This is a genomic window from Streptomyces sp. NBC_00631 (assembly GCF_045206895.1).
Lineage (GTDB): Bacteria > Actinomycetota > Actinomycetes > Streptomycetales > Streptomycetaceae > Streptomyces.
In genome coordinates this window covers 5,951,782-5,977,150 of record NZ_CP107734.1, presented here as the reverse complement: position 1 = coordinate 5,977,150, position 25,369 = coordinate 5,951,782, and the positions used below count along the sequence as shown (strand labels likewise).

22 protein-coding genes and 1 pseudogene are annotated in these 25,369 nt (G+C 71.5%); 9 read left to right on the top strand and 14 right to left on the bottom strand.

From position 1 onward, the window contains the following. The first annotated feature begins 63 nt into the window (after nt 1-63). Nucleotides 64-825, top strand: coding sequence for a snapalysin (snpA, locus tag OHB00_RS27435; protein ID WP_406438470.1), 762 nt, complete (start codon nt 64-66; stop codon nt 823-825). Nucleotides 826-830: 5 nt separating this feature from the next. Here the strand turns inward: snpA and OHB00_RS27430 are convergent, their stop codons facing one another. Further along, nucleotides 831-3,077: a protein kinase domain-containing protein gene (locus tag OHB00_RS27430; RefSeq protein WP_406438468.1), complete on the bottom strand. Its 2,247-nt coding sequence runs from the start codon at nt 3,075-3,077 to the stop codon at nt 831-833. 356 nt (nt 3,078-3,433) lie between these two features. Between OHB00_RS27430 and OHB00_RS27425 the strand changes: the two genes are divergently transcribed. Both OHB00_RS27425 and OHB00_RS27420 read left to right on the top strand, forming a co-directional pair. Next, complete coding sequence (locus OHB00_RS27425; RefSeq protein WP_406438466.1) at nt 3,434-3,982, top strand: DUF4232 domain-containing protein; 549 nt, start codon at nt 3,434-3,436, stop codon at nt 3,980-3,982. Nucleotides 3,983-3,992: 10 nt separating this feature from the next. Continuing rightward, a pseudogene (locus OHB00_RS27420) lies at nt 3,993-4,352 on the top strand (heavy metal translocating P-type ATPase); the annotation flags it as partial. Between the two features lie 483 nt (nt 4,353-4,835). On the opposite strand, the gene OHB00_RS27415 reads toward OHB00_RS27420, so the two are convergent. The 4 genes from OHB00_RS27415 to OHB00_RS27400 all read right to left on the bottom strand — a co-directional run bounded on the left by OHB00_RS27415 (nt 4,836) and on the right by OHB00_RS27400 (nt 9,283). Continuing rightward, entirely contained in the window at nt 4,836-7,088 is a 2,253-nt protein-coding gene (locus OHB00_RS27415) for an FtsX-like permease family protein (protein WP_406438465.1), read from the bottom strand. Continuing rightward, on the bottom strand, nt 7,085-7,771 hold the full coding sequence (locus OHB00_RS27410; protein ID WP_406438463.1) for an ABC transporter ATP-binding protein: 687 nt from the start codon (nt 7,769-7,771) through the stop codon (nt 7,085-7,087). Before OHB00_RS27410 ends, OHB00_RS27415 begins: the two co-directional genes overlap by 4 nt. After that, complete coding sequence (locus OHB00_RS27405) at nt 7,768-8,292, bottom strand: PadR family transcriptional regulator (protein WP_406438461.1); 525 nt, start codon at nt 8,290-8,292, stop codon at nt 7,768-7,770. The genes OHB00_RS27410 and OHB00_RS27405 overlap by 4 nt, the downstream gene beginning before the upstream one ends. A 370-nt stretch (nt 8,293-8,662) precedes the next feature. Then, on the bottom strand, nt 8,663-9,283 hold the full coding sequence (locus OHB00_RS27400; protein ID WP_406438459.1) for a DedA family protein: 621 nt from the start codon (nt 9,281-9,283) through the stop codon (nt 8,663-8,665). 135 nt (nt 9,284-9,418) lie between these two features. Between OHB00_RS27400 and OHB00_RS27395 the strand changes: the two genes are divergently transcribed. The 3 genes from OHB00_RS27395 to OHB00_RS27385 all read left to right on the top strand — a co-directional run bounded on the left by OHB00_RS27395 (nt 9,419) and on the right by OHB00_RS27385 (nt 12,215). Continuing rightward, nucleotides 9,419-10,576 (top strand): hypothetical protein, encoded by a 1,158-nt coding sequence (locus OHB00_RS27395; RefSeq protein ID WP_406438458.1) that lies wholly within the window; start codon nt 9,419-9,421, stop codon nt 10,574-10,576. Nucleotides 10,577-11,268: 692 nt separating this feature from the next. Further along, nucleotides 11,269-12,021: a DUF4232 domain-containing protein gene (locus tag OHB00_RS27390; protein WP_406438456.1), complete on the top strand. Its 753-nt coding sequence runs from the start codon at nt 11,269-11,271 to the stop codon at nt 12,019-12,021. Continuing rightward, nucleotides 12,018-12,215, top strand: coding sequence for a hypothetical protein (locus OHB00_RS27385; protein ID WP_406438454.1), 198 nt, complete (start codon nt 12,018-12,020; stop codon nt 12,213-12,215). The genes OHB00_RS27390 and OHB00_RS27385 overlap by 4 nt, the downstream gene beginning before the upstream one ends. A 26-nt stretch (nt 12,216-12,241) precedes the next feature. Here the strand turns inward: OHB00_RS27385 and OHB00_RS27380 are convergent, their stop codons facing one another. Next, on the bottom strand, nt 12,242-12,463 hold the full coding sequence (locus tag OHB00_RS27380; protein ID WP_406438452.1) for a hypothetical protein: 222 nt from the start codon (nt 12,461-12,463) through the stop codon (nt 12,242-12,244). A gap of 311 nt (nt 12,464-12,774) precedes the next feature. After that, complete coding sequence (gene arsM / locus OHB00_RS27375; protein ID WP_406438450.1) at nt 12,775-13,668, bottom strand: arsenite methyltransferase; 894 nt, start codon at nt 13,666-13,668, stop codon at nt 12,775-12,777. A gap of 105 nt (nt 13,669-13,773) precedes the next feature. Between arsM and OHB00_RS27370 the strand changes: the two genes are divergently transcribed. From OHB00_RS27370 to OHB00_RS27360, 3 genes are read left to right on the top strand one after another with little or no spacing between them, the layout of a single operon-like run. Then, nucleotides 13,774-14,148 carry an ArsR/SmtB family transcription factor gene (locus OHB00_RS27370; protein WP_406438448.1) on the top strand — a complete coding sequence of 125 codons (375 nt, stop codon included), beginning with the start codon at nt 13,774-13,776 and terminating at the stop codon, nt 14,146-14,148. Continuing rightward, nucleotides 14,145-14,876: an aquaporin gene (locus OHB00_RS27365; protein ID WP_406438447.1), complete on the top strand. Its 732-nt coding sequence runs from the start codon at nt 14,145-14,147 to the stop codon at nt 14,874-14,876. The genes OHB00_RS27370 and OHB00_RS27365 overlap by 4 nt, the downstream gene beginning before the upstream one ends. Nucleotides 14,877-14,906: 30 nt before the next feature. Further along, the gene (locus tag OHB00_RS27360) at nt 14,907-15,329 is read left to right on the top strand and encodes an arsenate reductase ArsC (RefSeq protein ID WP_406438445.1); all 423 of its coding nucleotides are present in this window, start codon (nt 14,907-14,909) and stop codon (nt 15,327-15,329) included. 1,104 nt (nt 15,330-16,433) lie between these two features. Here the strand turns inward: OHB00_RS27360 and OHB00_RS27355 are convergent. From OHB00_RS27355 to OHB00_RS27325, 7 genes are all read right to left on the bottom strand, one after another. Further along, a complete protein-coding gene (locus OHB00_RS27355) occupies nt 16,434-18,041 on the bottom strand; it encodes an alpha/beta hydrolase (protein WP_406438443.1) in 1,608 nt (535 codons plus the stop codon). Nucleotides 18,042-18,366: 325 nt separating this feature from the next. After that, nucleotides 18,367-19,065: a response regulator gene (locus tag OHB00_RS27350; RefSeq protein ID WP_406438441.1), complete on the bottom strand. Its 699-nt coding sequence runs from the start codon at nt 19,063-19,065 to the stop codon at nt 18,367-18,369. Next, entirely contained in the window at nt 19,062-20,273 is a 1,212-nt protein-coding gene (locus tag OHB00_RS27345) for a sensor histidine kinase (RefSeq protein ID WP_406438439.1), read from the bottom strand. Before OHB00_RS27345 ends, OHB00_RS27350 begins: the two co-directional genes overlap by 4 nt. Before the next feature lie 542 nt (nt 20,274-20,815). Then, the gene (locus OHB00_RS27340) at nt 20,816-22,387 is read right to left on the bottom strand and encodes a hypothetical protein (protein WP_406438437.1); all 1,572 of its coding nucleotides are present in this window, start codon (nt 22,385-22,387) and stop codon (nt 20,816-20,818) included. 192 nt (nt 22,388-22,579) lie between these two features. Continuing rightward, nucleotides 22,580-22,963, bottom strand: a complete 384-nt coding sequence (locus tag OHB00_RS27335; protein ID WP_406438435.1) for a hypothetical protein — start codon at nt 22,961-22,963, stop codon at nt 22,580-22,582. A gap of 75 nt (nt 22,964-23,038) precedes the next feature. Beyond that, nucleotides 23,039-24,553: a DUF1254 domain-containing protein gene (locus tag OHB00_RS27330; RefSeq protein ID WP_406438433.1), complete on the bottom strand. Its 1,515-nt coding sequence runs from the start codon at nt 24,551-24,553 to the stop codon at nt 23,039-23,041. A gap of 491 nt (nt 24,554-25,044) precedes the next feature. After that, a complete protein-coding gene (locus OHB00_RS27325; protein ID WP_406438431.1) occupies nt 25,045-25,332 on the bottom strand; it encodes an SCO5918 family protein in 288 nt (95 codons plus the stop codon). Nucleotides 25,333-25,369: the final 37 nt, after the last annotated feature.

The window sequence follows — 25,369 nt, the reverse complement described above, 5'->3', positions numbered from 1 at the left end:
TGTCGCCGCGGAGTCGACCGCGCACCGGGCGCTCGGCGTCACCCAGTGAGTAGGAGCCCCCACATGAAGTCCCCCCGAACGTCCCCGAGACTCCTCGCTCTCGGCCTGGGTCTGGCCTCCGGCCTGCTGGGCACGGCGGTGCCGGCGAGCGCCCAGTCGGCCACCGCCCCGACCGCTTCCGCCGGCGCCTCCGTGGCGCGGTACGACGGGTCGGCCGATGAGGCCGCGAACACCAAGGCGTTCTTCGAGGCCGTGCTCAGGTCGGTCGCCGAGAAGCGCGCCGCCCAGCCCGGCGCGCAGGCGGTGACCGTCTACTACAACGACTCCCAGGCACCGAGCTTCCGCTCGCAGATATCGAGCGCGGCCTCGATCTGGAACAGCTCCGAGTCCAACGTCAAGCTCCAGGAGGCTTCGGGCGGTGGTGCCGACTTCTCCTACTACGAGGGCAACGACGCGCGCGGCTCCTACGCCTCCACCGACGGCCACGGAAGCGGCTACATCTTCCTTGACTACTCCCAGAGCCGGCGGTACGACGCGGTCCGCGTCGTCACCCACGAGACCGGGCACGTGCTGGGCCTGCCGGACGACTACGGCGGGCCGTGCAGTGAGCTGATGTCGGGCGGCACCGCGGGCACGTCCTGCACCAACCGCTACCCGGACGCCGCCGAACGCTCCCGTGTCGACCAGCTGTGGGCCACCGGACTCGCGCAGGCCCCGGGCACGGTGAACCAGCCCTCCGGCCGGCTGAGCACCGTACCGCAGGTACCGACCCTGACACCGGGCCAGACCACGGGGAGTCTGCTCCAGATCACACCCTGGAACTGATCGCGTCACGCCTGGTCCGGGCTCCGGGAGAAGGCCGTGTCGCCGGCCATCGCCACGATCGCGTCCTTGATGAGCAGCACGCTCGGCGGACAGTCCTGCGCCTTGTCACCGGGGTCCGCCAGCGCGGAGGTGCGCCAGACCTCCGCTCCGGTGCGGCTGTCCAGGGCCAGCAGACGGCCGAAGCGGTTGGAGAAGTAGACCCGCCGGTAGGTCGCTGACACCACGGGCGCCGACAGGCTCTCCACGTCCGTCACCTGCTGCCAGAGCTGTCTGCCGCTGTCCGCCGACACCGCGGTGACCGACCCGTCGGACCGGACGAAGTAGACGACGCCGTCCACGAGAGTGGCCGCGCCGCTCAGCGGACGGGCCAGCGGTATCCGTCTGACCTGCCCGGTCTCCGGAACCACCCGCAGCAGCGCGTTGTACGGCCGTTCGTACCCGGATTCGTACACGTCCTTCGCGGTCTGGGGGGCGAGGAAGAGGGGTTGCCCGCCGACAGCGCCGAGCGCTTCCGCCTTCCTCGGCAGCGTGGCGGTCTCGGTCAGGCTGCCGGGTTTGAGCTTCATCAGCTCGACCGGGGCCTGCCCGGGCTCGGTGCCCTTGGAGCACAGGGCGTACGGGGCGCCGCCCAGTGCCGACGGAGTGCAGTACTCGTCCAACGAGGGCGCCCGCCACAGTTCCTTGCCGGACGGGCCGTAGGCCACGAACGACGAGTAGTCGGGAGACAGGGTGAGCAGTCCGCCGTCGTACAGGACCGCCTCCTCCGACGGGTTGATGTCGCGTTGCCACCGCCGGTGCCCGGTACCGGTGTCGAGGGCGACCACGCGCCTGGTCCTGTCGTCCGGTTCCTCGTAGACGTAGACCAGCCCGTCGCGGACACCGATCGGCTGGGCTCCCTGGGGGCGGGTGCCGGTCCGCCACAGGGTGCGGCCGGAGGCCGCGTCGATCCGGGCGGCCGTGAAGCCCGTGCCGCCGCAGAACAGGGCGGTTCCCTCTGCCACGCATCCGGGGCTGTCGTAGTCGAGAGGGACGCCCTTCACGTCGTACCGCAGCTGCTTCCGCCACGGCCGCCAGCCGTCCGGCAGGGACGCGGCACGGGCGGTGGCCCTGGCGGTGGCGCCGGAGGCGGTGGTGTCCGGATCGGACACGAAGGCCGCCACCCCGACACCCAGCCCCGTGACGGCCAGCACAGCGCCGAGGCCGGTGAGCAGCATCCGGGCTCGGCGCCGCCGACCGGTGCCGGTGCCGGTGCCGGTGCCGGTGCCGGTGCCGGTGCCGGTGCCGGTGCCGGTGCCGGGCGGGTCACCCGCGGAGGTCGTGGCCGCGGAGGAGGTGGCCGCGTTCCGGGAAGCGGGGCGGCGCCGCGGTGTCGGTGACTGCCCGGTTTTCGCGGGCTGCCCGGTTTTCAGGGGCTGCCCGGTTTTCAGGGGCCCGGGGGCGTCGGATTCCGGCAGCGCCTGGAGCATGCGCTGTATGTCCGTCAGTTCCGGCCGTGCGGCCGGGTCCTTGTCAAGACAGCGCTCGACGACGCCCAGAAGGGCCTCGGGGACCCCACCGAGGTCCGGGGTCCCGAACACCACCTGATAGCCGGTTATGTACGGGCTGTCGGCGTCGAACGGTCCCGTGCCGACGGCCGCGAACACCAGCAGTGACCCCAGCGAGAAGACGTCCGAGGCCGGGGTGACGTCGCGGGGAGAGGCCAGTTGTTCCGGCGACATGAAGGGCGGAGTGCCGATCATCCGCCCGGTCGTGGTGAGGCTCTGGTGGTCGGATGCGCGCGATATGCCGAAGTCGATGACGCGCGGTCCGTCCTCGGTCATCAGGACGTTGCCCGGTTTGAGGTCCCGGTGCACCAGGCCCGCCCGGTGGATGTCGCGCAGTGCCTCGGTGAGCCCCAGCCCCAGCGCGCGCAGTTCCCGCTGACTCAGCGGACCGTCCTTCTCCACGGCCTCGGCGAGGTTGAGCCCCGGCACGTAGAGCGTCGCCATCCATGGCCGGTCGGCGTCCGGGTCGGCGTCCACGACAGGCGCGGTGAAGGCGCCGCTCACTCTGCGCGCTGCCGCGATCTCCTGCCGGAAGCGCGTCCGGAACTCCTCCTCCTGGGCATACGGCCCGTGCACGAGCTTGACCGCGACCTGCCGTCCCGAGGCGGAGACGCCCAGATAGACGACTCCCATGCCGCCGGTCCCTAGCCGGCCGAGAAGGGTGTACCCACCTATGAACTCCGGGTCCCCGGTGCTCAGGGGAGTCATCGCCGATCACCCTTCCCAGCGCCTGCCTGCCTCACGGGGATCACAGTACGTCCAGCCAGGGGCTCGACTCCCGGCGATCCGAGCCGACCTCGAAGCGCGCCGAGCCCGCCATCCCATCCGGCGTTCCAGGAAGGCCACGTTTCTGCAGCTCAGAGCCGGTGCGAGCATTCCAGCATCCCGAAACTCCCGAGGTGAATGGCGAATGGAACGCCGCCTGGCACAGGCTTGGGTCATCCGAACGCGGCGCTTCGCCGGCCACGGTGATCGGACCCGTTCAACTCCATGTCCACGGCCCGCGTTTCAGCGCGCCCACCACCGGAAGATCACCTTCCGGATAATCAGAAAGCAGTCCGCTCATGCGTATCGCCCCTCGCTTCGCCTCCCGCGCCGCCGCCTCCTCCATGGTCGTCGCCGCCGCCCTCGCGCTCGTCGGCCTCCAGGCCACCGAGCAGACCGCCTCCGCCGCCACCAAGAAGGCCCCCTCGGTCGTCACCTGCACCACGGCGAACGCCAAGCTGACCGTCACCAGGGCGTCCCGCCCGATCAACCACCTGCTGCTCAAGGCCACCAACACCGGCAGCAAGCCCTGCTACGCGTACATCGCCCCCTACCTGAGGGCCGGCGCCGACGCCCAGGCCCCGCTGCCGTGGGCCGAGGAGACCACGCCGCAGGCCGTGGTGACGCTCAGGCCCGGCCGGTCCGCGTACGCGGGCATCACGACCTCCACCCCCGAAGGCGAAGGGGGCGCCAAGGTGAAGACCCTGGGCGTGTTCTTCGCCGACCGGAAGGGCAACGCCACCAACAAGGAGAAGACCCTGAAGCTGCCGAAGGGCGGCATCTTCTTCAACAGCGCCGCCACCGTCACGTACTGGCAGGACAACGCGAAGGACGCCCTCTCCTGGTAGCCGTCCCGCCGAGCACAAGGCGACCGCCGTGCGGGAACTGGAAGACGCCGGCCGCGAGGTCCTGGTCGTCGGCGACGGGGTCGACGACTCCCCGGCGCTCGCCGCCCACACCGGCATCGCCATGGGCCGGGCGGGCTCCGACCTGGCGCTGGAGACCGCCGACGCCGTCATCGTGCGCGACGAACTCCGCACGGTCCCCGCCGTGATCGCGCTGTCCCGGCGCGCCCGCGAGCTGGTCGTGCAGAACTTGGTGATCGCGGGCGTCTTCATCGCCGGCCTGGCCGCCTGGGACCTGGTCGGCACCCTGCCACTGCCACTCGGCGTGGCCGGCCACGGGGGGTCCACGGTCATCGTCGGCCTCAACGGATAGCGCCTGCGGCGCGAGGCGGCCTGGCAGCGGGCCGCCGAACGAGCCACGGAGCAGGAACCGGAGGTCGGCGGCGAAGTCCCTCGGGTACATCGGGACGTCGTCCGGGGTGACCACCCGGCCGGTGTCGACGAGGTGGAGCGGCACCATGCCCACCGGGTGCGGTCCGGTGGGCGGGGGCAGGGTGAGTCGCGCCGGGCCGGAGGCGGCCGGAGCCGCCCACCCGCGGGATGCGACGCCCAGCGGCACAGCACTCCCGAGCCCGGCGATCAGCGCTGCCCCGAGCATGCGACGGCGCGTCATGGGTGTTCGGCTGTTGGACGCCGTGACGGTCATGAAGCCTCCCGAGTCTGGGTTTCTGGGTCGGAACCGGGCTCTCAGCCCGTGCCGCCGGGTGTGGGGCGGCACGGTCATGGCCTCGCGTCAGGTCTTCGACGTGGCTCCTCCTGAACGGGGCGTCCGGGGCCGTGGCGGGGAGTTGACGTGTCAGCCGTTGCGGGCGGCCTCCGGGCCGGTGATGCGTTCGAGGAGGGGGAGAGTGGAGGCGATGATGCCCAGCGAGGCGACGAGGCCGAGGGCGACGAACGCGTAGTAGGCCACGCCCGGCGACACCAGGTCGTAGTGCATCTGCGATTTCAGGAACAGGGCCGAGGCGGCGAAGGCCGTACCGATCGAGATCGCGGCCACTGCCAGCAGCGGCAGTGTGCTCTCCAGGCCGATCACCCGCTGCAGCAACCGCAGGGGCGCGCCCGTGAGCCGCAGCAACGCGAAGGGGCGTCGGCGATCCGACAGGCCGGCGACCACGCTCACCGCCAGGCTGCAGCCTGCTATCGGCAGGGTGGTCAGCAGCACCACGTCGGCCAGCTGCCGCCAGCCGGCCAGCTCCTGCTGCAGGTCGGTGCCCCAGTCGCCCACGGTGCGGGCCTGTTGGTGCGGGTAGGCGGTGGTGAGCAGGGTCCGTACGCGTTCCATGGCGGCTGTCGACCCGTCGGTGGCCACGTAGACCAGTTGTACGGGCAGCTTGGCGACGGCTGCGGTGCTGATCGCGGCGGCGGGCCACGGCAGGTTCGGGTGCGACTGCAGGCTGTCGAAGGCGTAGAAGTCGACGGCCGTGACGCTCGCGCCGGCCGGGCAGTGGCCCACCATGGGAGTCTGCGCCAGGTCGGAGCAGGTCACCAGGGCCGGCGCCGCAGGGGGCGGATCGCCCGGGTGGACTCGCCGGTGCACCACCTCGCCGACGCCGCCGGGGTTGGCGTGGACGACCGCCGCGCCCCGCACGCCCGGGATCGCGCGCACCTCGGCGAGCAGCCGTTTCGGGATGGTTCCGGCCAGCGGCGCTGCGCCGTCGCCGCCGGCCTCCACCACGGTCCGGGTCTGCCGGTCGCCGCCCAGCGTGCCGCGGTGGTCGTTGATGGTGCCGATGATGCTGACTGTCGCGGTGGTCACGAAAAGGGCCAGGACGAGGCCGCTGACCGCGCGGAAGCCGGCCCTCGGGTCGTCGGCGAGCCGCCGCACCGCGATCAGGGCGGCCGGGCGCCGGGTGCGCCGGGCCACCGCCCGGGCGACGATCATGGTCAGCCACGGTCCGGCGATCACCAGGCCCAGCATCACCACCAGGAAGCCGGGAAGGTAGGCCGCCGTCTGGCCGTTCCCGGTCGCCGGGCGGCGGCCGACGAAGACGAAGTACGCCAGTTCGGCCAGGCCCGCCAGCAGTGGGATCAGCCGCCAGGCGCGCGGCGGGCGCGGGGTCACCCGGCGGGTCACGCCGAGCGGGGAGACGGTGACCCGGCGCAGCGCGAGGCGCGCCGCGATCGCCGCCGCCACCGGCACGCCGACGAGGACGCCGAGGATCTGCGGGGCGCTGAGCGTCAGATCCGAGAGGAAGAACCGCTGCTGCCCGGTGAGCGGAATGGTGGCGACCAGCGGGCGCAGCGCGGCGTAGAGCCCGAAGCCGACCGCCGTCCCGAGGGCCGCCGCCAGCGCGGACTCCACCGCCGAGATCACCGACACCTGCCGGGGAGTGGCGCCGACCAGCCGCATCGCCGCGTAGCGCTGTTCGCGCGCGGCGGCGGACAGCCGGGTGGCGGTGGCGATGAAGATCAGCACCGGGAAGATCAGGGCCCCGGCCACCACGGAGGAGATGAGCGTCAGTGCGTCGCCGCGCACGGCGTTGTCCCAGCACTGGTTGTCGCAGGCGGCCGGCCGGGTGCCGGCGATGGTGGTGACCGCTCTCGCCCCTGGTGCGCTCTTGACCTGGGCGGGGGTACGGCCGATGACAGCGATCAGCGAGTCCGGGGAGGCCAGGGCGGCGTCGCCGATCGTGCCGGCGAGCCGCCCGGGGAAGCGGTCGCCCAACTGGTCGGCCGGGGTGTCGCGGATCAGCTCGGCCAGCGCGGGTGAGGCGTAGTACTCGCCCGGCGCGGGCAGGCGCGTGAGGCCGGGCGGGACGGGCGAGTTCGGGCCGGTCGCGGCGACGTCGACCTCGGTGAGGGACCTGCCGTCGTAGTAGTCGCCGTGCGGCCACCACCACAGCGGGGCCGCCGACGCCCGCTCGGTACGGCTCGCGGCGCCGGTGTCGAGCCACACCTGCCGCTGGTTCGTCCGCTCGACGGCGTTCATGCTGGCGAAGGTCGACAGCAGCAGTCCGACCCCGACGGCCACCGCGGCGGCGATCATGAGCAGCCTGGCGACCGCCTCCCGGCCGCCGCTGACCGCGAGGCGGAGCGCGAAGCCGGTCACGAGGCGATCCGTCCGGTGGTGAGCAGGCTGGCCTTGCCGTCCCGCACGATGGCCTCCCGGTCGGCATGCGCGGCGACCCGGGGCTCGTGGGTCACCAGGACGACGGTCGTGCCCGCCTCCTGGGCCGCGTCCACCATCAGGTCCATCACCTGCTCGCCGGTCAGCGAGTCCAGCGCCCCGGTCGGCTCGTCGGCGAACAGCACCTTGGGCCGGGCCACCAGACCCCGGGCCAGCGCCACCCGCTGCGCCTGCCCACCCGACAACTCCCCGGAGCGGCGCCGCTCCAGGCCGTCCAGGCCCAGCCGGGCGAACCAGGGACGGGCCTCGGCGAGCGCGGCCGCCCGGCGCACGCCGGAGAACAGCAGCGGCAGGGCCACGTTCTCCTCGGCGGTCAACTCCGGGACGAGCTGGCCGAACTGGAAGACAAAGCCGAAGGTGTCGCGGCGCAGGGCACTGCGCTCGGCCTCGTTCAGGGTGTCGATGCGGCGTCCGTCGAAGTGCACCTCGCCCGAGTCGGGGGTGAGGATGCCGGCCAGGCAGTGCAGCAGGGTGGACTTGCCCGAGCCGCTCGGACCCATCACGGCGAACACCTCGCCGGCCTCGACGGCCAGGCTGGCGCCGCGCAGGGCGGGGGTCTCGCCGAAGGAGAGGGTGAGGTCGCGAGCCTCGATGAGGGCGGTCATGTGCGCACCGCCGCCGCCAGCGTGTCCATCCGGGCCGCGGTCAGCTCGATCCACCGCAGGTCGGCCTCCAGGTGGAACAGGCCGTGGTCGGCGAGCAGGGCGTCGATGATCGGGCCGGTGCGGCGCAGCTGGGTCAGCTCGTGCATCCGTTGCAGGTGGGCGGCCCGCTGGGTGTCGAGATACTGCTGGGCGTCGCGGCCGAGCATCAGGGCCAGCACGACTTTGGTGAACAGCACGGTCTGCAGGTTGGGCTCGGGGGCCACCGGCTCGGTGAGCCAGGTCTCGAACTCCGTCGCCCCCGCCTCGGTGATCACGTAGCGCTTGCGCTCGGGGCCGACGCCGGGCTCCGCCTCGCCGGCGATGACCTTCCCGTCCCGCGCCAACCGGCCAAGGGTTGTGTAGACCTGCCCGTACGGCAGCGGCTTGCCGCGGTTGAAGAAGGCGTCGTAGTCGCGCTTGAGGTCGTAGCCGTGGCTCGGCTCCCGCTCCAGCAGCCCCAACAGGGTGAGAGGAACACTCATGCGAGGACCATACACCGCGGATATACTCCGAGTGTATATCCGCTGAGAGTGCGTTCCGGTCGGCTCCCGGTGGAAGGGTGGTCAGCCACCGGGCTGCCAAGCGCCGGACGGAAGGCCGCCCGCCCCCTTTCAGGCCGAAGCCGACAGCACGCGGTTTCGCCCACCCCCGGCCCGCGAACCCGGCCGGAACGGGCGGCGCACGGTGCCGGGCGACCCGGATCCGCGCAGGCCGACGACGTGATCACGACGTGCGCGCTCCCGCGCATCGTGGTCGGCCTCGCGGGCAGCCGTCGGTGACGGAGCGCGGTCGCTGTCGCCTCGGCCCGGGTGCGGCGAGGCGCCGGAGGGGTGAACGGTCTGCCGCGCCGGGTCAGTCCCGGTGCCGGCGGCGCAGCGCGCGCCGCACGACGAAGGCGGCGATCAGGACACCGAGGGCGACGAGTGCGTAGAGCTGATAGCGGGCGATCTCGTCATAGATGGCCGTGATGTGGGCGCCGGCCGCATAGGCCACACTCGCCCACAGGCCGACCCAGAGCGCGGCACCGATGGCATTGAAGACGAGGAAGCGGCGCCAGGGCATACCGCTGGTGCCCGCGATGATGCCGTTGACCTGGCGCAGTCCCTCGACGAAGCGGGCGACGACCACGATCTTGCCGCCGTGTCGGGTGAAGAACTCCTCGGCCGCCCGGAAGCGGTCCGGGGTCAGGAACACGTACCGGCCCCAGCGGTGTACGACGGCCCGTCCACCGGTGTGGCCGATCAGATAGCCGATGTTGTCCCCGATCACGGCGGCGGCGAACGCGATGACCGCCACGGCCACGATGTTCAGCTGTCCCGCCCCCGCGTAGATTCCGGCGGCGATCAGGATGGTCTCTCCCGGCGCGGGGACGCCGAAGTCCTCCACAAGGACCACGGCGCCGACGGCCCAGTAGCCGTAGTGGGTGAGCAGCGGGGACAGGTGAGCCAGCGGGCCCGGCAGAGGCGGCGCCATGCCTCCACCGTACGCGGCCGGAAATTCCGCTTCTTACCTCGCGCCGAGAACCTGTCCTGTCTTCCGGCCATCTCAGAGAGGGGCGCATGACGCAGGGGAACCGAGCGAGGCGACAAGAACCGAAAGTGAGAAAGCGTGTCGGCCATCAGCCAGCGGGTGCACCTGCTGCTGCTCACCGCCTGGACGACCCTCTGGTTCGCCGTGGTCCAGCCGCACGGCGGGTTCTCCTGGCACTACCTGCGTACCGGTGGCGAGTTGCTCTACGCGGGCTCGGGCAGGGCGGACGGCGGTCTGAATCTGTACGCCCACCACCCCGAACTCCAGATGGGTCCCGTCAGTTTCCTGGCGGCGGGCCTGTTCAACCCTCTCCCCGAGTCCGTCGGGCAGTTGCTGGCCGCCGCTGTGATGTCCCTGCTCGGTCTGCTGATCCTGGTGGTGGTCGGACGCAGCGCCGCCTGGCACCTCCTGGGCACGGGCACCAATCACCGGCGACTGCGCCAGCGGGTGCTGATCGCGGGCCTGGCCTTCATCCCGATGTGGATCGAGGTCGCCGTCCGCTTCGGCCATCTCGACGACGTGCTGGCACTCTTCTTCACGACCCTTGCCGTGTGTGCTCTCACCCGCGGCAACCCCGCCGCGACGGGCGTCTTCCTGGCCCTGGCCATGGACTCCAAACCGACCGCGCTGGCCTTCCTGCCGCTGCTGCTCGCCCTGCCGAGAGGACAGTGGCTGCGCGCGGGGCTGTGGTGCGCGGCTCTGGTCGCGCTCGCCTGGCTGCCGTTCCTCCTCAACGCCCCGCAGTCGTTGACCGCAGCCGAGTTCACCATCCCCAACCAGCCCGCGTCCGCGCTGCACTGGCTCGGCGTCGACGATCCGCGCACCCCTCCCTGGGACCGGCCGGCGCAGGCCACGGCGGGGCTGGCGCTGGGTTGCCTCGCGGTCCTGCGAGGCCGCTGGCCCGCCGTCGTCCTCCTCGGCGCCAACGCCCGGATCGCCTTGGACCCCAGCGTCTACACGTACTACACCGCCTCCGTCCTGCTGGGCACGCTGCTGTGGGATGTGATCGGACAGCGGCGCCTGGTGCCCTGGTGGAGCTGGATCGGCCTGATCACCCTGTACGGCACGGTCTTCGTCGTTCCCGATGACGCGGCCCGCGGCCTGATCCGCCTGGGCTTCGTCATCGTCTCCACCGCGTATGTCCTGCTCTGGCCGGTACGAGACCGGCGCCGGCGGCACTCCCCGTCCCGGGGCAGGCGGGTGGGAACCGATCAGGCACTGGGCACGGCGAGGTGAACCACGCCCGGCGCGCAGCCCGCCGCTGTCGGCCGGGCAGGCGGCAAGGGGCAACGGCCTCATCGGTGGCGATCTCGTACAGCCAGGCACGCGCGGAGCTGCCCGCTTGCCCCGCAGGCCGCGACAGCACGGCAGGCCCGGCGGAAGTCCGCCCGCGACACCCCCTGCGCGGCGACCGGTCCTGAGGCAATGGAAGGGGCAAGCATCTGCCGTGCGATGCCCTTCCGGTGATGAAGTTCTTCCTTCAAGGGCCTCGCCGGCAGCAGCGCATCCGCAGTGCCATGATCCGGCCCGCACATCGGCCGTACCGTCCCGCCGACTCCAGCTGACAGGTGACTGGATCTGAACGGCTGTGCGGGCTGACCCGCGACGTCCTTCACGGCCCAGGGGAGCACGTTCATGAGCCGCAGGCGACATCGTCGCCTGCCTGGCGGGCTACGTCGGCTGACCGAACCCGACAGCGGTCGGCCGAGCCGGCGAAACCTGCCCCTGGTGCCCCTCACACCCGTTCCCCTCAACCACGGCGTCCCATTCAGCCGTTCCAGAGACTCTGTGTTCTACCTGGTCAGAGTGCGTTTCGGCGTTCCAGCGTCCCCAACACCCGGCCGGGCGTGGCGGTTGGGACGAATCACGTCGCAGTCTTCGGTCATCCGATCACCGCCGCCACCCGAAGACCGAAGGGGCACCGCACCATGTCGAAGTTCCGCACCTCCCGCACCCGTCTCGTCGCCGCCGCCGCGACCACCGTCCTCGCCGCGCTCTCCCTGACCGCGTGCAACGACGGAACGGGTGCCAACGACGAGGGTGCGGCGGCCGCCACCTCCACGAGCCCGTCGTCCGACGCGGCCTCCGGCACGGGGGCGGACTCCAACTCCACGGGCTCGACGGGTTCGACAAGCTCCACGGGCTCCACGGGCTCCACGGGCTCCTCCGGCGGGAAGTCCACCGGGTCCACCACCAGCGGTTCGAAGCCCGTCACCGGTGCCGCCGCGTCGAAGGCGCCCGGCTCGGCCGGCAAGCCGGTCACCTGCGAGGGGTCCAACACCAGGACGGTCGCGGCCCCGCTGAACCGCCCCGTGAACCACATGCTGCTCACGGTCACCAACACCGGCAGCAAGACCTGCTTCCTCTACGGCTACCCGAGCGTCCAGTTCACCGACGCCCAGTCCGAGCCCCCGGTCATCGAGGACTCGCAGCCGCAGGCCGTCGTCACGCTGGAGCCGGGCCAGTCCGGATACGCGGCCATCAGCCTGTCCGCCACGGACGGCAGCAGCGCGGACGGCCGCACCGCGAAGTCCCTGACCGTCTACTTCTACGGCCGCTCCATGAGCGGGAACGTCGGCGCCGCCGCCCACCCGTCGCTGCCTGCCGAGGGCGCCTACATCGACGACTCGATCAAGGTCACGTACTGGCAGCAGTCGATGAGCGACGCCACCAACTGGTGACACCTCAGCGCCCGTACGACGACCAGCACCTCACCGACCCGGAAGGCAGGCAACCCGGCATGCGCAACAGCACCCGCAGGATCTCCCGCTTCGTCACCGCCTACTTCGGCGCGGCCTTCCAGGTCGTCGTCATGGGCAGCACAGGCCGCCTCGCGGCGGAGGCAGGAGTCATCCGCCGCGACCACACGACCTGAACCCTCCCCCGCCGACGGTGAGTTGCTTACAGGTCGCAGCGGGCGCCCCTGGTCCGCTTCGCCACCGCCAGCCACGGCCACGACGCCTGCGCGGCCGCCCCGTGGGTGGAGAAGTACAAGCCGGCCTCGGGCCGGACCGCATACCACCCGAACGAGGCCGGCATGAAGGCCGCGGCCTCCTTGGTGGAGTCCGCACTGAGGTGAAGTTCGTGCCCGGCACCGACGCCCCGCGCCGGGACGTACAGCATCAAGTCGGCGGCCGGCCGCAGGACTGGAAACCCCCGACGCAGAAGCCGTGCTCGGCCGGGGTGGGCTCCGCCGCGAGGGAAGCCGGCCATGGGCTACAACGCCATCTACCCGGCCGAGGCCGTCGAAGCCCACCGTGCGTTCATCGGCCGCCGTGCGTTCATCGCCCGCCGGCGCTCGCTGCGCCCCAGCGAGGAACACCGCACTCCCACCGCGCAGGAGTGGGATGCCTTCCTCGGGCACTTCGAGCGCCCCAAGCTGTCCGTCCCTCCCCGGGCCGCAGGCTGTTCCGGGGCCCGGGCGAGAACTCCTGTCAGCCCTGGCAGCCGCACCCCGAGGCCGTCTTGGCCTCGGTGACGGTCAGGGCTGGGTCCTGCGGGGTCTCGGCCGGGGTGCAGCACGCGTTGACCCCACAGCATGCGCTCTCCGGCTGCCCGGCGGCGGAAGGGGACGTGACGGCCTGGGGCTTGGTGGCGCGGACGAGCGCGGAGTGCATGCCGTCGGCGACTGCATGCGTCGGGGTGATCTCGACATCGGTGAACCCGGCGGCCCGAAGGCCCGCACGGTACTCCGTGAAGGACAGCGCGCCGGCGATGCAGCCGACGTAGTCGCCACGCTCGGCCCGCTGGTCCGGTGTGAGGGCGTCGTCGGCGACGACGTCGGAGACGCCGATCCGGCCGCCGGGCTTCAGAACGCGGAAGGTCTCGGTGAACACCGCTGGCTTGTCGGTGGACAGGTTGATCACGCAGTTGGAGATCACCACGTCGATCGTGTTCGCGGGCAGCGGGATCGCCTCGATGGTGCCCTTGAGGAACTCGATGTTCGTCGCGCCCGCCTTCGCCGCGTTGGCCAGGGCCAGCGCGAGCATCTCCTCGGTCATGTCCAGCCCGTACGCCTTGCCGGTCGGCCCCACGCGGCGGGCGGAGAGCAGGACGTCGATGCCGCCGCCGGAGCCGACGTCGAGGACGCGTTCGCCTTCGCGGAGTTCGGCCACGGCGGTGGGATTGCCGCAGCCGAGCGAGGCGGCCACCGCTTCGGCGGGCAGGGCGTCGCGCTGGTCGGCGGCGTACAGCGTGGAGCCGAAGCTCTCGTCGGCCTCGACCGGCTGGGGCCCGCAGCAGGAGGTGGCGCCCTCCGCGACCTTCACGGCCGCCGCCGCGTACCGCCGGCGGACGGTTTCGCGCAGGTCGGTGGTGTGCTCGCTCATGTCTCACTCCCAGGTGACGGGCCACGGCAGGGGCCCGGAACGGCCTGTATTGACGTTCATTGATGCAACCTTGCGCCTTGAATCGAAAAACGTCAACATAGAGGCATGTCGAAACAAGAGCTTGAGGTGATCGGCCAGGACGCCGCGTGCTGTCCGGGCCTGTCCGCCGCGCCGCTGGACGAGGACCAGGCGGCCGACCTGGCGAAGGTCTTCAAGGCCCTGGGCGACCCGGTGCGGCTGCGGCTGATGTCGATGATCGCCTCGCGCGGCGAGGGCGGCGAGGTCTGCGTGTGCGAGCTGACCCCGGCCTTCGAGCTGTCCCAGCCGACGATCTCCCACCATCTCAAGCTCCTGCGGCAGGCCGGCCTCATCGACTGCGAGCGCCGCGGCACCTGGGTGTACTACTGGGTGCTGCCCGGCGTCCTGGACCGGCTCGCCGCGTTTCTGACCACCGCGCAGCCCGCCGGGGCCACCGCGTGACCGCGTCCCTCGGCCGCCGGGTCGCCGCCGAGGCGATCGGGACCGGGCTGCTCGTGGCGGTGGTGGTCGGCTCCGGAATCCAGGCCGCCGAGCTGTCGCGAGACGTCGGCGTGCAGTTGCTCGCCAACTCCCTCGCCACCGTCTTCGGCCTGGGCGTGCTCATCCTGCTGCTCGGGCCGGTCTCCGGCGCGCACTTCAACCCCGCCGTCACCCTCGCGGCCTGGGTCGCCGGCCGCCGCGGGGGTGACGGCCCGAGCCCGCGGGAGGTCCTCGCGTATGTGCTCGCACAGGCGGGCGGGGCGATCGGCGGCGCAGTCCTGGCCAACGCCATGTTCGCCGAGCCCCTGGTGAAGTTCTCCGCCCACGACCGGTCCGCCGGGCACCTGTGGCTGGGCGAGGTCGTCGCCACCGCCGGGCTGGTCCTGCTCGTCTTCGGCCTGGAGCGGATCGGACGCACCACTCTGGCCCCGGCCGCCATAGCCTGCTACATCGGGGCCGCCTACTGGTTCACCTCCTCCACCTCCTTCGCGAACCCCGCGGTGACCGTCGGCCGCGCCTTCACCGACACCTTCGCCGGCATCGCCCCCGCATCCCTCGCCCCGTTCATCGCGGCCCAACTGCTCGGCGCCGTACTCGGAGTGGGGACGGTGACGCTCCTGTACGGACGCCCGGCCCGCACCGCAGACGCCGTCGTACCCCACAGCGAACCCGAACTCGCCTCCTCCTGATCACCGACCCCATCCGCGAGGACACCCACCATGAGCACTGCCATCCCGCGTCCATCCGTGCTGTTCGTCTGCGTCCACAACGCCGGCCGCTCCCAGATGGCCGCCGCCTTCCTCACCCACCTCGCCGGCGACGCGGTCGAAGTCCGCTCGGCCGGGTCGGCTCCCGCCGCCACCGTGAACCCGGCCGTCGTGGAAGCCATGAAGGAGTCCGGGATCGACATCTCGGCCGAGATCCCCAAGGTCCTCACCACCGCGGCGGTCCAAGCCTCCGACGTGGTCATCACCATGGGCTGCGGGGACACCTGCCCCGTCTTCCCCGGCAAGCGGTACCTCGACTGGCAGCTCGAAGACCCGGCCGGCCAGGGCGTCGACGCCGTGCGGCCGATCCGCAACGAGATCGAACAGCGTGTACGCGGTCTCCTCGCCGAGCTCGGCATCCCCATCGCCGTGTGACCCCGCGAGGCTCCACGACGCGCCAGTTCAGAGAAGTCACGAGCCCGAACGTCAGCAACCCCGCTCCAGATCGCTCGCGCCGTCGCTCGTCCCTGCCCTTTCTGCTTCATGCCCGGTGCTGCGTCTGTTCGGCGAGCTTGCGGGCGTGCGCTGCGGCGTCCTTGGCCCGGCGCCGGGCTTCCGGGACGGTCCTCCGGCGACTCGCGGCCGGGAGCTGGGAGCTGAGCCGGTCGTCTCTCGCCCGCCCTGAGCCCGAGGACTTGTCCACGGCTGCCGATCGGGTGCCTTCCAGCGGCGATCAACCGGGTGAGTGGCCAGAGACGGCCGGAAACCGACGGAGAGACGGTGGCATGGAGTTCCCTCGCGAGGCAGGCGCCGAGGGGCAGTGCGGTGGCAGGCGCTGGGGCACCTCGCGTCCCGCCTGGCGGAACCGGACGATGCCGGCGGAACGGGCGCCGTAGACTCTGCCCCCGCCTGCGGCCTGGAGGCCAAGCGGGTGCCGTCACCAGGAAGGGACCAGTACGGTGAGTGCAACGGCGCAAAGCGACGCCCCGATATACGAGCGGCTCATACGCGAACGGGGCGATGTAGCCGCCGATGCGCGCAGGACGGCAGAGGCGACCTGGCGAGAGGTCGGCCGGGCCATGGACTTCCGCCTCCCGCACACGATCGCCACGCGCGACTTCAGCCTTCCGTCGGCCGCCATGTGATCCCGACGATCGCTGGACTGCCCTGCCCGCAAGGGCGGTTTCCCCCACCGATCGTCGGCCGGCCCGTCCCTCCTGACGGACGACGTCGGCCTTGTGGCGAACCGGCGCCCCCGGAGGCTGCCGCCGGCTGCTTCCGGCGGGAAGCCGAACCCGGCGCCCGCTTCACCATCCGGCAAGGCCCGCCCGGACCTACAGTTGGACGACCCGGCCCGGCAGGGCATCGACGCCGTACGCCCCACCCGCGACGAGATCGAGATCCGCGTCCGCGGCCTGCTCGCCGACCTCGGTGCGCAGGCCAGGGCCGCCTGACGCACCCCACCACGTGGCGACGTACGTGACGGGCCGGAGGGGGATCCTGTCCGGCCCGCTGCCGGGAACACCGCGCACCGGCGGGTTACTTCTGTATGACGTCGGTGCAGTAGAGATCCTTGTCCGGCAGGTGGCCGGTGGCCAGGAAGCCGACGGTGGCCTTGTCGGCGCAGGCGGAGCCTTCGTCGTAGACGTAGTGCCCGCCGTTGTCGACGCCGACGAAGACGGAGCCGTCGCCGAGGGTCCTGTGCAGTCCGACTCCGCTTTCCCACGGGGTGGCGTTGTCCCTGCGGTTCTGCAGGATCAGGGTGTTGCGCGGGCCGCCCTTCACGACCTTGACAGCCGCCTCAGCCGGCTTGTTCCAGAAGGCGCACGCCCAGATGTTGGCGGGCATGCCCGCGGTGAGCGGCCACTTCTCACGGTCCGCGGTGGTGCGGGTGGCGTAGCCGTCGACGTCGTGCGGCCATTCGGCGTCGCCGCAGGTGAGAGCCATGAACATGGTGGCCTGGTTGTCCGCGGGGATGCCCGGGGACGTCGGTGTGTCGGCGAACACCTCCTTGAGAACCGCGGTGTCGGCGGCCGTGGTGCTGTCGTGGGACAGGTCGTCGGCGGCCTTCCAGAACTTGGCGAGCACGGGAAGCGTGTCGTTGTGCAGAAGCAGTGCGTAGGTCATGTTCCGCAGCAGCGCCCCGTCCAGCGACACCGCTGCGCCGGGAATCGCCGCGGGCGTGCGGTCGAGCCGGTCGGCGAGGGTGAGGTAGGTGTGGGTCACCTGCGCGACGCTCGTGCCCAGCTTGAGGGTGCTGTCCTGTGCCGCGGCGACGCGGGCGGCGTCGGGGAACCGGTCGGCCATGCCCTTGCCCCAGGTGTCCGCGACCTGGTCGGCCCAGACCTTGGTGGGGTCGACGTTGCCTTCCAGGATCATCCGGTCGGTGTGGTCCTGGAAGAGAGACCGGTAGACGGCGCCGAGGTAGGTGCCGTAGGACTGACCCCAGTAGGAGATCTTCTTCTCACCGAGCGCCTGGCGGATGCCGTCCATGTCGCGGGCGGTGTTGGCCGTGTTGTAGTACCGCAGGTTCTTGCCCACCGTGTCCGCGCACTGCCTGGCGTCGGCTTTGGCGAGGGCCACGTTCTTCGTGATCGAGCCGTCCGCGGCGGGATAGGGGAAGAGCCCGGACACGCTGGGGTCGTCCAGACCGCAACTTTGCGGGGTGCTGTGTTCGACGCCGCGCGGGTCGAAGCCGATCAGGTCGTAGCGGTCCAGCACGGTCTTCGGCAGGGTGGACGCCATGGTTTCGGGCATGTCGAGACCGCCCAGGGCGGGCCCGCCGGGGTTCAGCAGCAGGACGCCACGCCGCTTCCCGGGTTTGGCGGTGGACAGCCGGGAGACCGCCACATCGATCTCCGTGCCGCCCGGGTGCTGGTAGTCCAGGGGGACTTTCAATGTGCCGCAGGTCAGGTGGGGGCTACGGGTCTGTCCCTTGGCCAAGGCCGGGCACCTTCCCCAGGTGATCTTGGCGTCCCCCGCGGTCTCGCCGGCGCTCTTACCGGCGACCTGGTCCGGTTGCGCGCCCTGGGCATCGGCACCGCACGCGACCAGCGCGGTCCCTGCCACCGTGGAGACCAGCAGGGCCGCGGCGAGCCGGCGGCCGCCGGGGAAACCGTACTTCGCGGAACTGCGCGTCGTGGTCATGGCGTTGTCCTCACCTACTCGGCTGGCCGGACCTGCCTGGTCAGGCCGTTGCGTTGACGGTTCGAGTCAACAAGAGGCCACCGGTCGCGCGCGTCACCGCGGAGAGGACACATCAGGTAGCTCGCTCGGGGGATGCCCGGCCGAACCTGAGCAGGGGTGAGCGGCCCCAGTGGTTCGGGGGGCGAGCTGTGGGCGCGGACCGAGCCGTTGCCGCCGGTTGCGCCACCCCGCACGGATCACCCGGGGCGGCGGCGCCCGGACGTCCGGGCAGGAGGCGATCGCGGCCGTGGCGCGCTCGCCGGACCCGGCCGGCATCACAGTGCCGTCAGGCGCGGTCGCCGTCCCCCGTCAACCCCGCCCGATACGCCAGGACCACCGCCTGGACACGGTCGCGGAGGTCCAGCTTGGTGAGGATGCGAGAGACGTAGGTCTTCACGGTCTCGTGGCTGATGACCAGCTCGGCGGCTATTTCGGCGTTCGACAGGCCCTCGCTGATGAGGAGGAGGACCTCGTGTTCGCGAGGGGTGAGGACCTTGAGGCGCTCGCGCTCGGGAGAGGCGGGGGCGGCGGAGGGGCGTACGCGTTCGGCGAAGCGGCCGATCAGGGTGCGGGTCACGGCGGGGGCCAGGAGGGACTCGCCACGAGCGACGACGCGTACCGCGTTGATCAGTTCGGGCGGTGGGGCGTCCTTCAGCAGGAAGCCGCTGGCGCCGGCGCGGAGGGCCTCGTACACGTACTCGTCGACGTTGAAGGTGGTGACGACAAGGATCCTGGCGGGGCTGAGGGAGTCGGGGCCCGCCAGGCGGCGGGTGGCCTCGATTCCGTCGAGCAGGGGCATGCGGATGTCCATGACGACGACGTCCGGCTTCAGCTCCTGCGCGCTCCGGATCGCCGCTCGGCCGTCCACGGCCTCCCCCACGACCACCATGTCGGGCTGGGCGGAGAGGATCGTGACGAAGCCGGCGCGCACGAGGGCCTGGTCCTCGCAGACCAGCACCCTGATCGCAGCGGGCGGAACACTCACGCGGCACCTCCCGAGGGGATCCGTGCGTGTACGCGGAAACCGCCCTGCGGGCGGGGCCCTGCCGCGAACTCGCCTCCCAGCATCTCCACCCGTTCCCGCAGCCCGGTCAGGCCCCGGCCGCCCGAGGTGTACGGGCCGCCACCCGGCAGGGCGGCGGACACGGGAGCGCCGTCGGCCGTCCCAGCGGTGGTGACCTCCACATCCGTCCAGCCGGGGGTGTGGGCAAGCCGGACCAGCGTCGGCCGGCCCTCGGCATACTTCACGGCGTTCGTCAGGGATTCCTGCACGACGCGATACGCCGTGAGCTGGGCACCTACGGCCATGGCCGACTGCTCTCCGTCCTCGACCAGCTCGACCGGCTGGCCGCCCGCTCGTGTCTGCTCCACCAGATCAGGCACCCGGCCCGGCAGCGGTGTCCGCTCCCGGGGCGCCGAATCACCGGTCGCCTCCAGCACACCGAGCAGGAACCGGAGCTCGGCCAGCGCGCGACGCCCGGTGCCGTTGATGGCGTCGAGGGCCTCGTGCAGGCGGTCCGGCGACTCGGTGAGGTACTGTGCCGCGCCGGCCTGCACCACCATCGCGGTCACATGGTGGGTCACCACGTCGTGCAACTCCCGGGCCAGTCGGCTGCGTTCCGCCACGATGGCCACCTGCGCGGACAGGCGCCGTCGCTCGGCCTCCTGCTCCCGCCGCCCGCGGACCAGGACCCCCAGACCCCACACCACCGCCAGGACCATGTAATAGAGCAGGTAGTCGGTCAGGCTCTCGGGCGAGTCCAGCGCGTACAGCGCGACGCCGAAGACCACGTACCCGCCTGTCGCCGCCAGCGGTACGACATGCCGGAAGCGGTCCTGGTGGGCACCCACGGAGTACAGCGCGATGTACAGCCCCAGGCTGCCGAAGGTCGGCGGCCGGCCCAGGCACTCGTACACCGCGAACGAGGTCCCCGTCACCGCGAGGCAGGCAGCCGGCCACCGGGTGCGCACCGCAAGCGGCAGGGTCTGCCCCAGGGTCAGCAGCACGCCCGCGGCGGTGGCGCCATGGACGGGAAGACCGCCGAACTGCGCCCCGATCCGCGACAGCGGCGCCACGAACGACAGCACCGTGAAGACAAGCGCGAACTCGCGGTCCCTGGCGGCGGCGGGGCGCGACCCCCACCAGAGCGTCAGCACGCGGAGCCGAGCGGCTGCGGCGACGACCGGGTTCACCCATGGGAAGAGGTTCCTGCCCTGCGCACGCGCCGTTGGCGCGGGGGAGGCCGAGCCCGCTGGTTCACGCCCTGCCTGGTCTTCCGTCATCGTCATCCACGATCCCGTAGGTCCGGCGCTGAGCGGCACGAGGACCCAGCCGCGGTCCGCGGACCGTCCACCCGTTCGGTACGACTTGTCCGGCATCTGCACCACACGGTACCGCGGCCGGTGATCGACGCATCCGCCCGCCGCGTTCTCCCTCCCCCGGAGCCGGAAGAGCCCCCGGAACTGCGGCTGTGCCGGTTCCTCCCTCTCGCCCGGGCAATGTGCCGCCTCTACCTGGACACCCCTGAATCCGGTCCTTCTCCGCCGAGCTGGAAGGAGTCGCCGCGAGCCTTCCTCTGCGGCTGATGCGTGACCGGGTCCGCAAGGAGCGTCGGCCGACCAGATGGCCGTGCAGGAGCACACGAAGCAGCGGCAGAGCCGGCCCGCTTCGTCGGTCGGGTGCGGCCCGGAGGTGGGATTCCTCCGGGCCATCGGACCATCAGGGGGCAACGGCCTCAGCCGATGGCGTACGCGCGGTACACCGTCTCCACCGAGCGGTCCCCGGCGGAGTCCGTCACCTCCGAGCGCAGGGCGACGGCGCCGGATGCCGGGTTGTGGACGGACGCCTGCCAGGCCGATCCGGAGCGCTTGACGGTCGCCGCCTTCCAGGTCCTGCCGCCGTCGGCGGACGACCAGACCCGGACGGACTTGGCGGTCACCTTGGTGAGCTTGATGTCGGGGCCCTGGGAGGCCCGCCCGGCGCTCACGTCGACCGTCGTGGTGCTGTCCGGCGCGGCCTGGTTGTGGCTGTTCAGCCCGGTGGGCAGGAAGCGGGTCAGGAAGACGGGCGCGACCAGCGCCTTGGCCGGGTCGGCCACCTTGAAGTGCCAGTCGAGGGTGGCGCGCGGCGAGAGCATGCCGGCGGGAAAGGTGATGCCCGGACGGTAACGATGGGCGTCGACGGTCAGCCGGTACCAGCCGGCCGAGCGGATCCCGGCGGAGAACTCGGCGGGCCCGGTGCGCCAGTCGGTCAGCGTCTGCTTCTTGACGGTGGTGCCGCCCTTGGACAGGACCACCGTCTCCTTCGTTATGTCCCCCCAGTCGCCGCCGATGTCGAGGTCGCCGATCAGGGCGTCCGCAGAGAGGGTGACGGACTTCTGCCCGAGCAACGGCAGATTGCCCATAGGGCCCCATACGGCCCGGCCGAAGGACTGGGTGAGGCTCTGCCCCGCCTTCAGCGTCCGGAGCTTCGGGAAACCGCCGCCGACGTCGTCGCCGTTGCTGCCGAAGATGTCGTCGCGCGGCTGCCAGGTCCCGGGAGCCACATGGACGGTGGCGCCGTACGGGGCGTCCTCGTCGCGCACGCCGGCCATCAGGTCGGTCGTGCAGTCGTCGACCTTCGGCTCTGCCTGGAGTGCGGTGTAGACCTGACTGCCCATCTCCGTTCCGCTGCGCACCGAGAAGTGGACCGTGGCCAGCCCCGACCGCTTGAACGACCCGCCGGGCGCGGCCGGGATGCCCGTGGTGTTCTTCACGGCGACATAGCTGTCGTTGCCCGACCACTGCGCGAGATACCCGAACTGCAGCAGCTTGGAGGCGTTCGGGATGGCGTAGAGGGATCCCTCGTCGTTCCAGCCGCCCGCGCTGAAGGCGGAGGGCATGTCCATGCTGGCGGCGCACACCTGCGCGCTGATCCGCGGCGGGTCGGTCACGTCGGCGGGCGTGTCGAGCGACACCTTGACGGCCTTGCCCTTACGCGCGTCGAGCGTCACCGACTTGCTGCCCGACACCTTCACGACCTGTGCGCCGATGGTGTCGGTGCCCAGACCGTCGGCGGCGCTCTCGTAGATGTCGGTCATCGCGAGGTAGCGCCCCGACGGCAGGCTGATCCGCTTGCCGGACTTGACGCTGTACGTCTGACCGGACGGCACGGCGACGACGGTGACCGTCGTCGAGACCTTGCCGCCGTGCCGCCCCAGTGTGGTGACGGTCAGTGAGGCCGACGCCGCCTGCGCGGACGCGGCCGACGCGACCAGCGGTACCAGCGCGGCCACACCGACGAAAGCGAGCGATCTCCGTCGTGCCATCGACAACTCCCCCTCGAACCCCCGAAGTCGGCCAATCATAGGCGCGCCACGGACATGACAGATCAAGCAAGGAGCTGCTCCTGATCAAGCTCTGACAAAGAGAGACCGGGTGGTGTTTAAGCCGAGCAGGAGCAAGCCCGGCAAGGCATGCCTGTTTCGTGGCCGAAAGCGGTCGGCAGCCGGTGCGCGGAGTCAGTTCACGGTGAAGGAGTAGTCATAGGTGGCCAGTTGGATGCCGGTACGGGACGTCGCGTAGACCTGGAGGTCGCAGGAGCCGTCCGAGTCCGGGGTCCAGTCGATGCGCGCGGCGCCGTCGGCTCCCGCGGCGACCGTGACCTCCGGTCCCCCGTTGAAGGAGTACGTGTAGCTCACGACCCCCCGCGCCTTCGGCGTGAACGTGAAGGCGCCGGGGACACCCACACCGCCGCCAAAACCGTTCTCGGGGTAGACGTCGGAAGCGACGGTGGGAGTCGTGTCGTAGTCGATGTCCCAGAACGCCGGATCACTGAGCCAGCCGTTCGCGCTCTTGCTGGTCACGTCGAGACGCTCGCCGGTGAGGCCGTCGAGCATGATCATGAGAAGCCCGTGCACTCCGCGACAGGTCTTCCCCGAGCGGTCGCCGGGCGGCGGCTCTGCCGACGTGCCGAAGTATCAGGCGACGCGGGTCAGAGGGGGACACTCCCAGGTCGCGTCGATCACCTCCGGGCGGGGCCGGTACATGCGAAGGGCCACGAACCAGGTGCCTTCCTTCGCGGTGGGCAGCCAGTTGGCTTCCCTGCCCTGGTCGGGCGGCTCGTTCTGCAGGTGGATGGTCAGTCCGCCGTCCTCGTCCCACCGCAGGTCGGCGCTGCGGTCGCCCACCGAGTAGCGGTCGGCAGGGTTCGGGAGGAGGTTCATGTCCTCTCCGTAGGCGGTCAGGGACCAGAAGGCGTCGACCGGTGGCAGGGCGCCGCCGGGGAAGCGCAGTTCGTACCGGCCCTCGGCGGTGAGCTTGTTGCCGTCCGCGTCGTCGAAGTTGAGCAGGTAGACCGCTTCGGCGGGGTCGTTGGCGGCGACGCCGATCAGCGACTGGTCGGCGGCGCGTTTGAGGAAGTCGTCGCCGAAGCGTCCCATCTGCGGGGGAGGGTAGCGCCAGCCGTGGACGAGGTGCGCCCAGTCGCCGCTCAGGATCTGCTGTCTGAGCAGGGGCACGCCGACGGCGGCGGCCCGGATCAGACTTCGTTTCACCGAGTCCGGCTGAGCCTCGACGTCGAGTCCGGGGCCCACCCCGATCTGGGCGAACTGCTGGAGGAGCACGTGGTGATGGGACGGCGGCGGGTTCTCGGCCAGCATCGCGTTCAGCGTCTTCCACGGGCCCAGGGGATCCTCCTCCGCCAGGACCGGCGTCAGGACGTCACGGCTTTCGGGGACCTTCGCGTCCGGCTTGCCGAACAGGCTGAGCGGGGTGAGCCGGTACTGCTCCTGGAGTTCCCGGACGCGTGGCACGTCGTCGGGGCCGTTGACGAGGGTGCGGCCGAGGACGAGAACCCAGGGGCTGGGGGCCTTCTTCAGGCGCCGCACCGCAGCGGGAAGCTCTCCCTGCCATTCCGGGCCGACCAGGGCGAAGCTGCCCGCGCCGGGGCCGGTGGTGCGCTGGCCGACGTAGTCGAAGTTGTCGGACGTGATCCCCACCAGCTCGAAGGTGAAGTACCGGTCACCCATGTCGGGATGGGAGAGGACGACCGGCTCGCCGCCGACGTTCACCCAGGCCGCCGAGTACAGGGTGTCGTTGTTGGGGCAGCCGCCGTCGCGGTAGGTCGCGTCCAGCAGCCGCTCGGCGTGCCAGAAGTGGTTGACGGGCGCGTACGGCGTCGTCGAGGGGTTCCGCGGCTGCGTCACCCAGTCGTGCCGCAGTCTGGCGTTGTAGATGTACGGAAACCCGTAGACGAACGCCTGCTGCCCCAGCGTGTAGGCGTACTCGCCGCGCCAGTCGTCCATGCGCCCGGTCAGGAGCGGCTTCACCGCATGCCCCAGCACGGGCACGATGTCCGGCAGCCGGCGTGCGCGCTCGACCGTGGACTTCGGGTGGAGGACCACATGGCCGGCGGCCCGTGCCATCGTGACCGCCGCGCCGGCCACATCCTCGGGTATCCGCCGCCAGGCGCGGCTCTGTGAGGGTTCGGACATGTCAACACCACTTCACTCGACAGTGCCGAGGGCGGGGTTTCCGGACCTCGGCCGCGTGGTCAGTCCCCCCAGCGGCCATCCTCCCCCGCGTCTGCGGCCGGCGCAGCCGGAGAGCCCCCGACCCGTCCCCTGGGCGAGCGGGCCCCGGCGGCTGTCTGGGCACGGCGGCGTCGGTGGCGTGCTGCGGCGGCGCGCGCCGGCCGGTGCCGTCTGGTTGTCGGCGGTTACGGAGCCGTGCGGCAACGCCCGGTCGCGTTCGCACATGTGCGGGACTGCCGGGTGCGGCTCGGAACACACCGGTTGTCGCCGGCAGCCTCGCGGCGACAACCGGGGGGCGGGTCGTACCGAGCCTCTCGCGGCTTACGGCTCATTGCCGAACCGTCGGCCTCACGGGACGCGGTTCGCGCCTCCGGCCCGCCAGGATCCGGGTACCACATCCTTCGGTGTCCGAACCCGCAGCGGCCACGTCATCAGCTTCCCGGTCGAGGGCCTCACCAGCGGGGCGCGTCCTGTTCGTCCTGCGCGTACCGGGGCGGCGCGACCGGGGGCGCGTCGTGGCAGGTGAAGCCGAGCCGGGTCAGTGCCCGGCGCATCTCGGCCGCTGTGAAGTCCCGGCGGTTCTGCCTGGTGATCACTTCTCCGACCTGCATCACCGGGTAGAGGCGACGGCCGATGGTCACGGACACGCCGGTGACGGGTTCGGGCGTGATGCCGCTCATGGACTGTTCGACCTCTCCCTTGGTCAGATCGAAGGGGAAGCGGGCGATGACACAGCGCATGAATGCCTCCACAGGGGTGGGGAAGAAGAACGCCGGA